Raw genomic sequence first — 14,524 nt, forward strand, 5'->3', positions numbered from 1 at the left:
CCCCCACCTTCCACGCGCCAGCCGGAGCTTTCCCATGGACGAGACGAGATCCGAGCGGTTCGGGCCGCTGATCCGCGGCATCGACCGGATCACCCTTGCGGGGGGCGTGCTTGCCGCTGCCTGCCTGATGGCCCTGTTCGGCCTCATCTTCGCCGAGGTTCTGGCGCGCAACATCTGGGGCACCAGCCTGTCCTTCAGCTGGGACTACGCCGCCTACATGATGGGCGCGTGCTTCCTGCTGGCCGGCGGCAGCGCGCTGCGCGGCGGTGCGCATGTGCGGGTGACGGCGCTGCACGAGGCGGTGCCGCGCCGGGCGGTCTGGGTGATGGACCTCGCGGCCTGCGTGGTGGGGCTCGCGGTCACCGCCTTCATTCTCTGGGCCCTGGGGCACATGGCCTGGCTCTCCTTCGGGCGCGGCACCACGGCCTCCTCCGTGGTCAAGACCCCGCTGTGGATCCCGCAACTGGTGCTCGCCCTGGGCGCGCTGATCTTCGTGGCCCAGATGCTCGCCCAGCTGCTGCGGGTGCTGCGCGGCGAGACGATCATCGAGGAACCGAAAACCGAGGAGGCCGCGTGATGGGCAAGATCGGACTCACCCTGCTGGGGCTGCTCGCCCTGCTGCTCGGCACCGGTGTCTGGGTGGGGTTGGGCCTCATCGGCGCGGGCATCGGCACGCTCGCGCTGTTCAAGCCGACGATGCCGGTGGAGAAGCTCTTCGCCCAGCAGGCCTGGAACTCCGCCGTGAGCATGGAGATGCTCGCCCTGCCGCTGTTCATCCTGATGGCCGAGATCCTGTTCCGCACCCGGCTCTCCGAGGCGCTGTTCACCGGGCTCGCGCCCTGGACCCGCCGCCTGCCGGGCCGGCTGAGCCATATCACCGTGCTCTCCTCCACGCTCTTCGCCGCCGTCTCCGGCTCCTCCGCCGCCACCACGGCCACGGTGGGGCGCATCTCGGCTTCCGAGCTGATCGGCCGCGGCTATGACCGCAACCTGATCATCGGCAGCCTCGCGGGCGCCGGCACCCTGGGCTTCCTCATCCCGCCCTCGGTGATCATGATCATCTACGGGGTGCTGGCGGAGGAATCGATCCTCAAGCTGTTCATGGCCGGCATCCTGCCCGGCGGCCTGCTGGCGCTCTCCTACATGGGCTATCTCGGCATCCGCGCCGTCATGGATCCCTCGCTGGTGGGCGAGGCCCCGCCCCACACCACGCTGCTGGAAAAGCTCGCCGCCCTGCGCGGGCTGGGCCCGGTGCTGCTGCTCATCCTCGCGGTGATCGGCTCCATGTACGGCGGCATCGCCTCGCCCACCGAGGCGGCCTCCGTGGGCGTGGCCGGGGCCATCCTGATCGGGCTGTTCCAGCGCACGCTCTCGGTGAAAACCCTCGCCGAGGCCGCCTACCACGCCGCCCAGACCTCGGCGATGATCGGGCTGATCATCATCGGGGCGATGTTCCTCTCCGTCTCGCTGGGCTATCTCGGCCTGCCGCGCTACATCGCCGGCGAGATCCAGGCGCTCGGCCTCTCGCCTTTCGCGCTCATCGTGGTGCTGCTGGTGTTCTACGTCATCCTGGGCTGCCTGATGGAGGGCATGTCGTCGATCGTGATGACCCTGCCCATCACCCTGCCGCTGGTGCTCGCCGCCGGCTACGACAAGGTGTGGTTCGGCGTGTTCCTGGTGCTGGTGGTGGAGATGGCGCAGATCACGCCCCCGGTGGGGTTCAACCTCATCGTCATCCAGCGTATCACCGGCGACCGGATCGGCACCATCGCCCGCGCGGCGCTGCCGTTCTTCTTCATCATGGCCGCCTTCGCGCTGGTGATCGCCGTTTTCCCCGGCATCGTCACCTGGCTGCCCGACACGCTCTCCGCACGGAACTGACACCTGCCATGACTCCCCGCATCCTCGCCGCCGGCGACCAGGCCCTCACCGTCGAACTCTCCTGCGAGGTGGACGAGGCGGTGAACGCGCGGGTCATCGCGCTGGCGCGCTCCCTCGCCGACGACCCCATCCCCGGGGTGGAGGAGACGGTGCCCACCTACCGCTCGCTCCTCGTGCTCTACGACCCCGGGGCGGTGCGCGGCGCGGCCCTGGGGCCGGCGCTGCTCGCCCGGCTGGAGACGCTCGACGTGCGCCCCGGCGCCGCCCGGCTGTGGCGCGTGCCGGTGGAATACGGCGGCGAGACCGGGCTGGACCTGGAGGAGATGGCCCGCATGAAGGAGATGAGCCCGGACGAGCTCATCGCCCTGCACGGCTCGGCCGAGTACCGGGTGCACATGATCGGCTTCGCGCCGGGCTTCACCTATCTCGGCGGGCTGCCGGAGCGGCTGCACACCCCGCGCCGGGCCACGCCGCGCCAGGTCGTCGCCGCCTCCTCCATCGGCATCGGCGGCAAGCAGGCGAGCGTGAACTCGGTGGCCGGCCCCTCCGGCTGGCGCTTCCTCGGGCGCACGCCGCTGGTGCCCTTCGACCCTGCGCGGGAGGAGCCCTTCCTGTTCCGCGCCGGAGACCGCATCCGCTTCCACCCCGTCACGTCCGCCGAGGCCGCAAGGCTCGACGCGGCGCTGGCCCGCGGCGAAACCCCGGTCACCCCGGAGGTGGCGGCATGAGCGCGCTGCTGAAGATCCGCCGCGCCTCGCCCATGCTCACCGTGCAGGACCGCGGCCGCCGCGGGCTGCTGCATGCCGGCGTCTCCGGCTCGGGGCCCATGGACCCGCCGGCCTTCGCGCTGGCCAATGCCCTCGTGGGCAACGGGCCGGAGGCGGCGGGGCTGGAATACGCCGGCTTCGGCGGCACGTTCGAGGTCACCGCCCCGGTGCGCATCGCCGTCACCGGCGGCGAGGCGCAGCTGAGCCGCGACGGCGCCGCCCTCGCCCCCTGGGAGAGCCATGAGCTCGCCCCCGGCCAGGTGCTCGGCGTCGGCGCGCTGAAGGACGCGGTCTGGGGCTACCTCGCCGTCTCGGGCGGCATCGAGACCCCCCCGGTGCTGGGCGCCCGCGCCACCCACCTGCGCACCGGCCTCGGCGGCCACGAAGGCCGCGCCCTGCGCGAGGGCGACGACCTGCCCCTGGGCGAGACCGCCATCGGTCCCTGCCTGCGCCTGCGCAGCCCCCTGCCGCGCGGCACCGGCCCGATCCGCGTGGTGCCCGGCCCGCAGGACGAGTTCTTCGACGAGGCCGCCTGGGCGGCCTTCGCCGGCGGCAGCTTCACCGTCTCCGCCACGCGCGACCGCATGGCCACCGCGCTGGAGGGCCAGGAGATCCGCGCCGCGAAGGGGCATGACATCGTCTCAGACGGCACGCCGCTGGGCTCGGTGCAGGTGCCCGGCTCCGGCCGGCCCATCGTGCTGATGGCCGAGCGGCAGACCACAGGCGGCTATCCCAAGATCGCCACCGTCGCCTCGGCCGACCTGCCGCGCCTCGCGCAAACCCCCAGCGGCGGGGCGCTGAGCTTCACGAGGGTGAGCCGGGAGGAGGCGGAGGAGGCGGCGCTGGCCGCGCGCCGCGCCCTCGCCCGGGCCATCGACACGCTGGCACCCAAGGGCAGCCTGCAGCTCAGCTCGGAATACCTGCTGTCGGTCAACCTGATCGACGGCGTGGTGGGGCCGGAAGCGGCCGAGCCATGAGCCCGCTGTCGCTGGCCCGCCAGGCCCATGCCCGCATCATCGAGATGATCTTCTCCGGCGCCATCGCCCCCGGCGACGCCCTGCAGGAGGCGAAGCTGGGCGATGTGCTGGAGATGTCGCGCACCCCGGTGCGCGAGGCGATCAAGCGCATCGAGGCGGAGGGGCTGGCGGCCCGCGACGGGCGCTTCCTGCGCGTGCGCAGGCTCACCCGCGCGGAGGTGGAGGAGATCTTCTTCCTGCGCGGCGCGCTGGAGAGCTACAGCGCCGGCGCCGCCACCTCCCTCCCCGCCGCCGATCTCGACGCCATCGAGGCCCGCATCCGCGCCCTGATGGACACCGGCCCCGAGGCAGGCAGCCCCGGCGAGGAGGAGGAGGAGGGCGAGGAGCACTGGCGGGTGGACAACGCCTTCCACCGCCTGCTCGCCGGCGCCACCGGCAATGCCGTCCTGCTGCGCACGGTCGACGACCTGCGCCTGCGCACCTGCATGTTCGACCACACCCAGGTGCCCGAGCGCTTCCGTCGCGGCTGCGAGGAGCACCTGCGCATTCTCGACGCCCTGCGCGCCGCCGACGGCCCCGCCGCCGCGCGCCTGATGGCCGCCCATGTGGCCGGCGCGCGCGACGCCATCCTCGCCCGTATCGACACTCTCTCCGGACAGACCCGATGACCAGATGCCTGATCCTGCAACCCGTTCACGAGGCCGGCCTTTCCCTGCTGCGCGCGAACGGCATCACCCCGGTGCCCTGCCCCGCCCCGGACATGGAGACCGTGGCACGCCTCATCCCCGGCTGCGCCGCCGCCATCACCCGGGACGCCGGCTTCTCCGCCGCGGCCTTCGCGGCCGCCGACGCACTGAGGGTGGTGGTGGTGCACGGCGCCGGCCATGACGCGGTGGACAAGGAGGCCGCCACCGCCCGCGGCGTGCTGGTGTGCAACACGCCCGGCGCGAACGCCCGCTCGGTGAGCGAACTGGCGCTCGGCCTCGCCCTCGCCGCCGCCCGGGCCATTCCCGCCGCCGATGCCGCGGAGCGCGCCGGCCGGCCCGGCTTCCGCGAGGCGCACTCCTGTACCGAGCTTTCCGGCAAGACCGCGCTGATCGTGGGCTGGGGCGCCACGGGCGCCGGGCTGGGCCGGATGCTCGCCGTCGCCCTGGGCATGCGGGTGCTCGTCCACTCCCCCCGCGCCACCGACGTGGGCGGCTTCGAGCGGGTGGCCAGCCTCGCGGAGGGGCTGGCGCAGGCCGATCTCGTCTCGCTGCACACGCCGCTGCGCCCGGAAACCCGGGGGCTGATCGGCCCGGATGCGCTGGCGGCGCTGAAGCCCGGCGCCATCCTGGTGAACACCGCCCGCGCCGGGCTGGTGGACGAGGCCGCGCTGGCCGCGGCACTCGCCTCCGGGCGGCTGGCCGCCGCCGGGCTCGACGTCTATTCGCCGGAGGCGCCGCGCGGCCCGCTGGGGAAAAGCCCCCGGGTGGTCTTCACACCCCATCTCGGAGGCACTACCGAGGAGGCGCTCCGCCGGGTCGCCATCGGTGCGGCGGGGCATGTCATCGCCGCCCTCTCCGGGCAGCGCCCCGCAACGGCCCTCAACGCCCCGGAACCGGACTTCGCATGACCCACGTGATCGACGAGACCATCGACCGCCTGCTGACCCGCATCAACGCCATCAGCCTGCCCGGGCCGGGCTTCACCCGCCCCTCCTACAGCCCGCTGGAGACCGAGGCGCACGGCGTGGTGGCCGAGGAGGCCGAGGCGCTGGGGCTCGAGGTCACGCGCGATGCCGGCATGAACCTCTTCGCCCGCCTGCCGGGCCGCGACCGCACGGCGCCCGCGCTCCACATCGGCTCGCATGTCGACACGGTGCCCTATGGCGGCGCCTATGACGGCACGGCGGGCGTGGCCGGGGCCATGGCCCTCGCGGCCGCCTTCGTGCGGAGCGGCGAAACCCCGCCCACGGACATCGTCGTCACCGTCACCCGGGCGGAGGAGAGCGTGTGGTTCCCGGTGTCCTACATCGGCTCGCGCGCGGCCCTCTGCCGGCTGAAGCCGGAGGAGATGGAGGCCGTGCGCTGCGACACCGGCCGGACCCTCGCCGATCACATGCGCGACGAGGGCGCGGACCCGGACGCGGTGCTGCGCGGCCCCGGCCTCGCCCCCGCGCAGTTCATCGAGCTGCACATCGAGCAGGGCCCGGTGCTGTTCGACGCCGACGAGCCCTTCGCCATCGTGAAGGGCGTGCGCGGCGGCCTGCGCTACCGCAACGCGCGCATCGAGGGCACCTGGGCGCATTCCGGCGGCGCCCCGCGCGGCGCGCGCGCCGACGCGGTCTTCGCCCTCGCCGATCTCGTCACCGGGCTGGACCGGGTGTGGGGCGAGGTGCTGGCCGAGGGGCATGACCTCGCCGTCACCTTCGGCCGGGTGGACGCCGCCACCGACGAGCACGCCTTCGCCAAGGTGCCGGGCCTCTGCGACTTCTGCCTCGACCTGCGCTCGGACGACGTGGCGGTGCTGGAACGGATGGACGCCGAGCTGAAGGCGCAGATCGCAGCCATCGAGGCCGCGCGCGGCGTGCGCTTCGCGCTCGGGGCCCAGTCGCGCAGCACGCCCTCGCCGCTCTCCGCCACGCTGGGCGGCCGGCTGGCGGAGGCCGCCGCGCCGCTGGGCCACGCGCCGCGCCGCATCCTCTCCGGCGGCGGGCATGACGCGGCGGCCTTCGCCCAGGCGGGCTGGGAGTCCGTGATGGTGTTCCTGCGCAACTGGGACGGCAGCCACAACCCGAAGGAGGGCATGGACCCCGCGGACCTCGGCCAGGCCGTGCGGATGATCCACGCCGCCTTCGCAGACCGGCAGGCCCGGCCATGACCGACCCCGCCGCCGCCCCGGGCACCCTGGCCCAGCAGGCCTACGGCGCCCTGAAGAGCCGCATCCTGGAGGGGGGATTCGCCCCCGAGGACATGCTCACCGAGCGCGGGCTGGCGGCGGCCTCCGGTGTCTCGCGCACGCCGCTGCGCGCGGCCATCTCCCGGCTGGAGGCCGAAGGGGTGATCGCCCGGCTGCCCGGCGGCGCGCTGATGATCCGCCCGGTCACCGCGGAAACCCTGCTGGAAATCGTGCAGACCCGCCGCCTGCTGGAAGCCGCCGCCGCCGCCCGTGCGGCGGAGCGCATCGCCGCCGGAGCGCCCCTGCCCGCCACGCTGGAGGCCTCGCGCGACACCATGCGCGCCTATGCGGAGGGGCGCGACACCGCCTTCGACACCTTCTGGGCCGATGACGACGCCTTCCACGCCGCCGTGGCCGAAACCGCCGGCCTGCAGCTCCTCCCCGAGCTCCTGGCGCAGATGCGCGCCGAGGCCCGGCGCTGCACCATCACCCGCGCGCATGACCGTTTCGCCGAGCAGGCGGCCGAGCATCTCGCGGTGATCGAGGCCATCGCCGCCGGCCGCCCCGACGCAGCCCGCGCCGCGATGGAGGCGCATCTGGAGAGCGTGCGCGCCCGTTTCCTCGGCTGGCTCGGCCGGCCCTGACCCCTGAAAGACCCCGAGATGACCCCTTCTCCCCTGCCCCGCGGCTGCGAGGCCGCCTTCCCCGAGACCGAGTTCGCGCAGCGCCAGGCGCGCGCCCGCGCCGCCCTCGCCGCCGCCGGATTCGAGGCGCTGGTCGTCACCGGGCCGGAGAACATCTTCTGGCTCACCGGGCGGCAGACGGCGGGGTATTTCGCCTTCCAGGCCCTCGTGCTGCCGCTGGAGGGCGCGCCGCAACTGCTCGTGCGGCTGCTGGAGGCGCCCGGGGCGGCGGCGAACACCTTCGTGCCGCTCACCACCTGGGCGGATGGCGAGAGCCCGGCCGGCGCGCTGGCCGCCCTTCTGGCGCGCATGGGCCTCACCCGCCCGGCGCTGGAGCGGCAGGGCTGGTTCGTCTCGCCCGACATGATCGCGCGCATCGAGGCGGCGGTGGGCGCCGGCCCGCTGCCGGACGGCTCGGGCCTGCTGGAGCCGCTGCGCATGGTCAAGTCCGCCGCGGAGCGCGCCGCCATCCGCACCGCCGCCGTCAGCGCGGAGGCCGGCATGCGGGCCGCCCTGGACACCTGCCGCGCCGGGGTGAGCGAGAACGACATCGCCGCAGCGATGCTCTCCGCCGCCACCCGCGCCGGGTCCGAGGCGATGGCGATGGAGCCGCTGGTCTCCTCCGGCCCGCGCTCCGGCCTGCCGCACATGACCTGGCGCCGCCGCGTGCTGGAGTCGGGAGACCCGGTGTTCCTGGAACTCGCCGGCAGCCACGCCCGCTACCACGCCGCGCTGATGCGCAGCGTCTGGATCGGCACCCCCCCGGCGGAGGCCCGCGCGATGATGGATTGCGCGCTGGAGGCCCTCGCCGCCGCCCTCGCGGCCATCCGCCCCGGCGCCCCCTGCTCCGCCTCGCATGACGCCGCGCAGGCGGTGATCGACGCCGCCGGCCACACCTCCGCCTTCGGCAAGCGCATCGGCTATTCCATGGGCGTGGCCTTCGCGCCGGACTGGGGCGAGGGCGCGGTGCTGAGCCTGTTCACCGGGGTGGAGACGGAGCTTCGGGAGGGCATGGTCTTCCACCTCCCCGCCACGCTGCGCGCCTTCGGCACCTGGACGGTGGGCGCAAGCGAGACGGTCATCGTCACCGCCACCGGCTGCGAACCGCTCTCCGCCCTGCCGCGCGACATCGCCGTACGCTGAGCGCTCCGGCCCCCCCGGCGCCGGGCAAAGGTCCGCCCGGCGGCGCGCCCGCGCTGCGCTTCCGGCCGGCCCGGGGTCGGCTTGCAATGCCGCCGGGCCGCCGCTACGCCGGTGCGATGATCGTGCTCGAGAACATCATCAGCGACCGCGGCTCGAAATACGCGGTCTCCGGCGGCCCCTGCGCCTCGGAGGAGGAGGCCCGCGCCTTCATCGCCACGCTGAAGCGCCGGAAGAAATTCGCGAAGGCCACCCACAACACATGGGGCCTGCTGACCGCCGGCGGCCCGATCAAGAACGATGACGGCGAGAGCGGCGCCGGCATGGTGATCCTGCGGATGCTGGAGCGCGAGGGCCTCACCGGACAGATCGTCGTCGTCACCCGATGGTACGGCGGCAAGCACCTCGGCGGAGACCGCTTCCGCCACGTGCAGGACGCGGTGCGGATCTACCTCGACCACGCGAGGCGCGCCGCCGAGGGTTGACGGCCGGACACGGGCCCGCGCGCGGGGGCCGAGGCAGCCCCGCGGCCCCCGGTCACAGCCTCCCCGCCCACCGCCGGTCGCCGGCCCCTCCCGGAACGCCGGGCATCGGGCATCGGGCATCGGGCATCGGGCATCGGGCATCGGGCATCGGGCATCGGGCATCGGGCATCGGGCATCGGGCATCGGGCATCGGGCATCGGGCATCGGGCATCGGGCATCGGGCATCGGGCATCGGGCATCGGGCATCGGGCATCGGGCATCGGGCATCGGGCATCGAAGACCTCCCGCAGCCGCGCGGATCGCACAAGCACTTTCCCGCTCCGATCTTGGCACGAAGGGCCGCGCCCGACCCCTGGGCGGGCGCCGCCGCGCTTGTGGTCAGCGGTTTATCCCGAAAGCCCCGAAGGAGGGCTGAACTCCGAATGACATCGCCATCGCGCCCTCCCGGGGGGAGGGTCGGGCGCGGCCCGGGCTGGTCGCCCGGGCGGAAGGGGGGAGCGCGCCGGGTGTCCGGTTGGCCGGGACGCCCGGCCGACATCCCGCGCCGGCCGGACGGGCCCGGAGGGACCGGCCGGCCCGGGCCGGGCTCCGCGGTCCCCTTGCGGGACCCGGTCCCGGACCGTGCTGCGTCAGGGGCGACCGGTCGAGACCTCCTCCGCCGGGCCGGCCCGGGCGCTATATCAGGAAGCCTGAATGTTTCACGTGAAGGCCCCGGGCGCCTGGAACACCGCCCTCAGCTCCGCGATGAAGCTGTGCAGCAGCCGCGAGCGCGGCACGCCGCGGCGCAGGATCAGCACGGCGGTCACCTCGGAGGGCGGCATGAACGGGCGCGACACCATCCCCGGCGTGGCGTGGAACTGCGCGGTGAACGGGTCCACCACGGCCGCGCCCAGCTCGGCGTTCGCCAGCACCGCGGCGGTGGAGCAGTAGCGCACCTCCACCCGGGGGTCGTACTCCGCGCCGTCGCGCTCGAAGGCGGTCTGCAGCAGCTTGCCGAGGCGGGATTCGTTCACCAGCCCGATGAAGCCGCTCTGCGCGAGGTCGCGCGCCGTCACCTCGGCGCGCGCGGCGAGCTCCGAGGCCGCCGGCACCAGCGCCACCATGTGGCCGCGGTGCAGCACCTCCACATGCACCGCCGGGTGCCGCTCCAGCGCCAGCGCCAGGCCGATGTCCGCCGTGCCGTCCTTCACCGCCTCCAGCACGTTCTCCAGCCGGCGCACGTCGTAGGAGACGGAGACCTCCGGCCGGTCGCGCAGCAGGTTGCGCAGCGCGGCCGGGGCCACCGTGTGGCCCAGCGGCGGCGTGGCGATGATGCGCAACCGCCCCGAATGGCCCTGCCGGATGTCGCGCGCCCGCGAGGTGAAGCCGCGCAGCAGGCCGAAGACCGGGCGGATCTCCTCGAACAGCAGCGTCGCCTCCTCCGTGGGGTGCAGGCGGCGGTGCAGGCGCTCGAACAGGGTCACGCCCAGCTGGCTCTCCATCTGGCGCAGCCCGTTGGAGACCGCGGGCTGCGAGATGCCCAGCAGTTCCGCCGCCTCCACCGTGGTTTCGCAGCGCATCATCGCCCCGAAGATCTCCAGCAGGCGCAGCGACACCTCGGGCGCCTGACCCTGCGGGGGACGGCCGGGGGCGGACATGCGCGCCGCGCCTCAGGCCGCGCGGGCGAGGATCGCCCCGAGCGCCATGGCCACGGCCGCCTGGGTGGGGTCGATCACCGGGACGCCGAGCGCCTCTTCCGCCGCGGCGCGGTGGTTGGCCATGCCGGCGCAGCCGAGCACGACCGCCCCGGCCCCGAGCGCCTTCAGCCGCTCCCCGACGCCGATCAGCCGCGCGAGCGTCTCCGCGCCATGGCCGCTCTCGGCCACGGTGACACCGCCGAGCGCCAGCTCGCCGGCCAGCCGGTGCTCCACGCCCATGCGGCGCAGGTAGCGGATGTGCCGCGGGATGGAGCCTTCCGCGATGGCGATCACGCCGAACCGGTCGGCCCGCGCCATGGCGGTGAGCGCCCCGCATTCCTGGATGCCGTAGACCGGCATGCGCGCCACGGAGCGGGTCACGTCGATGCCCGGGTCGGAATAGCAGGCGATGACGAGGGCGGAGGCGTCGGGCCGGCTCTCGGCGAGGGCCGCCACCCGCAGGCCGGCCTCGTCCACGTCGCGCTGGGTCATGATGCCCGGCGGGCTCTCGGGGATGGTGAGGCACTCGATGGCCGGGCCGCCGGGCACGCGGAAGCGCTCCAGCGCCGCGGAGAGCCCGTCGGTGACCGATTGCGAGGAGTTCGGGTTGACGACCAGGATCGGGCCGGGGGTCATGCCGTTCATGGAGCCACCTTCGCGCCGAAGTTGCGGGCCGGGTCCAGCTCCGGCGCGGTGTAGCCCGGCATCCCGGTGAGGGAAACCGGCTTGCGCGCCACGAAGCGGCCGCGCCCGCGCCCGGCCTTCAGCTCCCGGTTCTCGATCACGATCTCGCCGCGCGACAGCACGGTCTGCGGCCAGCCGGTGATCTCCATGCCCTCGAAGGGCGTGTAGTCCATGTTGTCATGCTGGTCGGCGAGGGTGGCGGTGCGGGTCTCCTCCGGGTTCCAGATGGCGATGTCCGCGTCCATGCCGGGCGCGATGGAGCCCTTGGTGTCCATGCCGAAGGTCTTCGCCGCGTTGGTCGAGGACAGGCCGACGAACTGCTGCAGCGTGATCCGCCCCTTCACCACCCCTTCGGAGAAGAGATAGGGCAGGCGCATGCCGATGCCGGGCATGCCGTTGGAGATCTTCGGATAGGGCGCGTCGCGCCCGTTCAGGAACTTGCCGGTCTCGTCGAAGCGGTAGGGCGCGTGGTCGGAGGAGACGGAGGCGAAGGTGCCGGCCTGGATATGGCGCCAGAGCACGGCCTGGCCTTCCGCGTCGCGCACCGGGGGCGAGCAGATGAACTTCGCGCCCTCCATGCCCGGGCGGTCCAGGTCCTCACGGGTGAGGGCGAGGTATTGCGGGCAGGTCTCGGCGAAGAGCTTGGTGCCGCGGAGCCGCTCGCGCTGCACGATCTCCGCGCCCTCCGGGGTGGAGACATGCACGATGAACAGCGGCGCGTCGACGAGCTTGGCGAGGCTGACGGCGCGGTGGATCGCCTCCTCCTCCGCCAGCGCGGGGCGGGAGATGGCGTGGTATTTCGGCTCGGTCAGCCCGGCCTCGGCCAGGCGGCGGTTCATCCATTTCACCATGTCGTTGTTCTCGGCATGGACCATGGTGAGCGCGCCATGTGCCTTGGCGACGGTGAGGATGTTGAGCATCCCGCCATCGCCGAGGTTCATCAGATCGTAGGTCATGAAGACCTTGAACGAGGTGATGCCGCGGGCGAAGGCGCGCGGCAGCTCCTCGGTGAGCACCTTCGGCGTGGGGTCGGAGATGATCAGGTGATAGGAATAGTCGAGCACCGAGTTCGGCGCCGCGCGGTCGTCATAGGTCGCGATCACGTCGTCGACCGACTGGCCGCGATGCTGGGCGGCGAAGGGCACGAAGCTCGAATTCCCCCCGAAGGCGGCGGAGACGGAGCCGGAGTAGTAGTCATCCGCCGACATCACGCCCGAGGAGCTCTCCTGCGCGATGTGGCAATGGGCCTCGATGCCGCCGGGCAGCACCAGCCGGCCGGAGGCGTCGATGCGGGTGGCCCCGCCGTCGATCCGCTCCGCCAGCGCGGCGATGCGCCCGCCGCGGATGCCGATATCGCCCTTCCAGGTGTCGGTTGCCGTGGCGATGGTGCCGCCGTGGATCACCGTGTCGAACGCGCTCATGCCTCGTCTCTCCTGTCGTCTCTCGTCCCGTGCCGCCGCGCCCCGGGCCTGACCCGGGGCCTCCCGGCCCGCCTGTTCACCCGGCCCGCCTGTTCACCCGACTCGCCTGCTCACCCGGTCGGCCCGCCCACCTGGCCGGCCTGACGACCCGGCAGGCCCGCGCCGACTGCCCGCACCGCCTCCCGGCCCCCCGCGAGGCCCCGGGCCCGGCCCGGAGCGCCGGCACGCGGAGTGACCATGCGGCGCGGCGGGGGCGGGTTCAACCCGGTTCTGCGCGCCCGGACCGGGCTGGCCGGACCGGGCGGGGCCGCTCATGCCGGTTCGATCACCCCGGTCTGCGAGGTGATGCGCCCGTAATGCTCGATGCGCCGGTGGCGGGCGAAATCGAAGATGGTGGATTTGCCGAAGGCGCAGTCCGCGAAGTCGCAGGGGGCGAAGATCAGCTCATCCTCCTCGCTCGACGCCTCGGCGAGGATGAAGCCGTTCGGGTCCACGATCACCGAGCCGCCCATCAGCGGGTGGCCGTCCTCCACGCCCGCCTTGGCGATGCCGGCCACGAAAGTGGCGTTCTGGTAGGCGCCGGCCTGCAGCGAGAGCTTCGAGTGGAACAGGCGCTTCGCCAGCCCCTCGTCGCCCATCTGGCTGTTCACCGAGGGGGTGTTGTAGCCCAGCGTGATCAGCTCCACGCCCTGCAGGCCCATCACCCGGTAGGTCTCCGGCCAGCGGCGGTCGTTGCAGATCGCCATGCCCATGATCACGCCCTCGTTGCGCCAGACGTTGAAGCCGAGGTCGCCCGGCTCGAAGTAGCGCTTCTCCAGGTGCTGGTGGCTGCGCTCGGGGTCGTATTCCACATGGCCGGGCAGGTGGACCTTTCGGTACTTGCCCACGATCTCGCCCTTGCGGTCGGTCACGATGGAGGTGTTGAAATGCCGGCCCTCGGGGGTGAGCTCGGCATAGCCGAAGGTGATGGCGATGCCGAGATCGCGCGCCCGGTCGAACAGCGGCTGCGTGGCGCCGTTCGGCATCTCGCGCTCGAACCACTGGTCCACCTCGGCCTGGTCTTCCATGTACCAGCGCGGGAAGAAGGTGGTGAGGGCAAGCTCGGGGTAGACGAGCATCTCCACGCCCTTCGCGGCCGCCTGCTCCAGCAGGTCGATCATGCGGGCGACGACGGCTTCGCGGCTGTCGGCCTTCTGGATGGCGCCCATCTGGGCGCCGCCGATCACGAGTTTGGTCATTTTGCGGGTTTCCTCCGTAGGATCAGGCTGCAAGGCCGCGCTGGAACCGGCTGACGAGCCGGACAAGGGGCCAGAGCAGGACGAGATAGATGAGCGCCGCCAGCATGATGGGCGAGGCGTTGTAGGTGAGCGAGCGGGCCATGTTGGCCGAATAGAGCAGCTCGCCGAGCGAGACGACCGAAGCCAGCGAGGTGAGCTTGACCACCTCGATCGTGTTCGACAGCAGGTCGGGCAGCACGTTGCGCACCGCCTGCGGCAGGATCACCCAGGCGATGGTCTGGGCCTGGGTGAGGCCGGTGGAGCGCGCCGCCTCCCACTGCCCGCGCGGGATGGACTGGATGCCCGCACGGTACACCTCGCCGTAGTAGGACGAGTTGTTGAGGAAGAAGGCGAGCACCACGGCCAGGAACGGCGAGATCTGCACCCCCGCGAAGGGCAGCCCGGAATAGACGAAGATCAGCAGCACCAGCGGCGGCAGGGCGCGGAAGAAATCCGTCACCACCACCGAGGGCCAGCGCAGCCAGCGCCGCGGCGACAGGCAGCCGAGCGCCAGGAAGAACCCGCCGACGAGCCCCAGCAGCACCACCGCGGCGCAGAGCTTCGCCGTCATCCACAGCCCCTGCAGCAGGAAGGGCAGCGCGCGGGCCATCACGTCGAGGTTGAAGAACTGGTCGAGGAAAAGCTCCATGGCG

At 73.0% G+C, this 14,524-nt stretch carries 15 protein-coding genes; 10 read left to right on the forward strand and 5 right to left on the reverse strand.

Annotated features, from left to right (window positions below; genetic code table 11):
* Positions 1-34 precede the first annotated feature (34 nt).
* The 10 genes from FDP22_RS04815 to FDP22_RS04860 all read left to right on the forward strand — a co-directional run bounded on the left by FDP22_RS04815 (position 35) and on the right by FDP22_RS04860 (position 8,813).
* The gene (locus FDP22_RS04815; protein ID WP_138575560.1) at positions 35-577 is read left to right on the forward strand and encodes a TRAP transporter small permease subunit; all 543 of its coding nucleotides are present in this window, start codon (positions 35-37) and stop codon (positions 575-577) included.
* Positions 577-1,881, forward strand: a complete 1,305-nt coding sequence (locus FDP22_RS04820) for a TRAP transporter large permease (protein WP_138575561.1) — start codon at positions 577-579, stop codon at positions 1,879-1,881. The genes FDP22_RS04815 and FDP22_RS04820 overlap by 1 nt, the downstream gene beginning before the upstream one ends.
* An 8-nt stretch (positions 1,882-1,889) precedes the next feature.
* Positions 1,890-2,609, forward strand: coding sequence for a 5-oxoprolinase subunit PxpB (gene pxpB / locus FDP22_RS04825; protein WP_138575562.1), 720 nt, complete (start codon positions 1,890-1,892; stop codon positions 2,607-2,609).
* Positions 2,606-3,625, forward strand: coding sequence for a 5-oxoprolinase subunit C family protein (locus tag FDP22_RS04830; RefSeq protein WP_138575563.1), 1,020 nt, complete (start codon positions 2,606-2,608; stop codon positions 3,623-3,625). Before pxpB ends, FDP22_RS04830 begins: the two co-directional genes overlap by 4 nt.
* Positions 3,622-4,293, forward strand: a complete 672-nt coding sequence (locus tag FDP22_RS04835; RefSeq protein WP_138575564.1) for a GntR family transcriptional regulator — start codon at positions 3,622-3,624, stop codon at positions 4,291-4,293. The genes FDP22_RS04830 and FDP22_RS04835 overlap by 4 nt, the downstream gene beginning before the upstream one ends.
* Entirely contained in the window at positions 4,290-5,240 is a 951-nt protein-coding gene (locus FDP22_RS04840) for an NAD(P)-dependent oxidoreductase (protein WP_138575565.1), read from the forward strand. Before FDP22_RS04835 ends, FDP22_RS04840 begins: the two co-directional genes overlap by 4 nt.
* Entirely contained in the window at positions 5,237-6,487 is a 1,251-nt protein-coding gene (locus FDP22_RS04845; RefSeq protein ID WP_138575566.1) for a hydantoinase/carbamoylase family amidase, read from the forward strand. Before FDP22_RS04840 ends, FDP22_RS04845 begins: the two co-directional genes overlap by 4 nt.
* Complete coding sequence (locus FDP22_RS04850; RefSeq protein ID WP_138575567.1) at positions 6,484-7,149, forward strand: GntR family transcriptional regulator; 666 nt, start codon at positions 6,484-6,486, stop codon at positions 7,147-7,149. Before FDP22_RS04845 ends, FDP22_RS04850 begins: the two co-directional genes overlap by 4 nt.
* Before the next feature lie 18 nt (positions 7,150-7,167).
* Entirely contained in the window at positions 7,168-8,331 is a 1,164-nt protein-coding gene (locus tag FDP22_RS04855) for a M24 family metallopeptidase (protein ID WP_138575568.1), read from the forward strand.
* Positions 8,332-8,447: 116 nt separating this feature from the next.
* The gene (locus tag FDP22_RS04860) at positions 8,448-8,813 is read left to right on the forward strand and encodes a YigZ family protein (RefSeq protein WP_138575786.1); all 366 of its coding nucleotides are present in this window, start codon (positions 8,448-8,450) and stop codon (positions 8,811-8,813) included.
* A 698-nt stretch (positions 8,814-9,511) separates the two neighbouring features.
* Here FDP22_RS04860 and FDP22_RS04865 read toward each other — a convergent pair.
* The 5 genes from FDP22_RS04865 to FDP22_RS04885 all read right to left on the reverse strand — a co-directional run bounded on the left by FDP22_RS04865 (position 9,512) and on the right by FDP22_RS04885 (position 14,520).
* Positions 9,512-10,450 (reverse strand): LysR family transcriptional regulator, encoded by a 939-nt coding sequence (locus FDP22_RS04865; RefSeq protein WP_138575569.1) that lies wholly within the window; start codon positions 10,448-10,450, stop codon positions 9,512-9,514.
* Positions 10,451-10,462: 12 nt separating this feature from the next.
* The gene (locus tag FDP22_RS04870) at positions 10,463-11,134 is read right to left on the reverse strand and encodes an aspartate/glutamate racemase family protein (RefSeq protein WP_239031867.1); all 672 of its coding nucleotides are present in this window, start codon (positions 11,132-11,134) and stop codon (positions 10,463-10,465) included.
* Positions 11,131-12,594, reverse strand: coding sequence for a dihydropyrimidinase (gene hydA / locus FDP22_RS04875; protein WP_138575570.1), 1,464 nt, complete (start codon positions 12,592-12,594; stop codon positions 11,131-11,133). The genes FDP22_RS04870 and hydA overlap by 4 nt, the downstream gene beginning before the upstream one ends.
* A 311-nt stretch (positions 12,595-12,905) precedes the next feature.
* Positions 12,906-13,832: an N-carbamoyl-D-amino-acid hydrolase gene (locus FDP22_RS04880; protein ID WP_138575571.1), complete on the reverse strand. Its 927-nt coding sequence runs from the start codon at positions 13,830-13,832 to the stop codon at positions 12,906-12,908.
* Positions 13,833-13,854: 22 nt separating this feature from the next.
* On the reverse strand, positions 13,855-14,520 hold the full coding sequence (locus tag FDP22_RS04885; RefSeq protein WP_138575572.1) for an amino acid ABC transporter permease: 666 nt from the start codon (positions 14,518-14,520) through the stop codon (positions 13,855-13,857).
* Positions 14,521-14,524: the final 4 nt, after the last annotated feature.

Origin of the sequence: Paroceanicella profunda, assembly GCF_005887635.2 — a bacterium.
Lineage (GTDB): Bacteria > Pseudomonadota > Alphaproteobacteria > Rhodobacterales > Rhodobacteraceae > Paroceanicella > Paroceanicella profunda.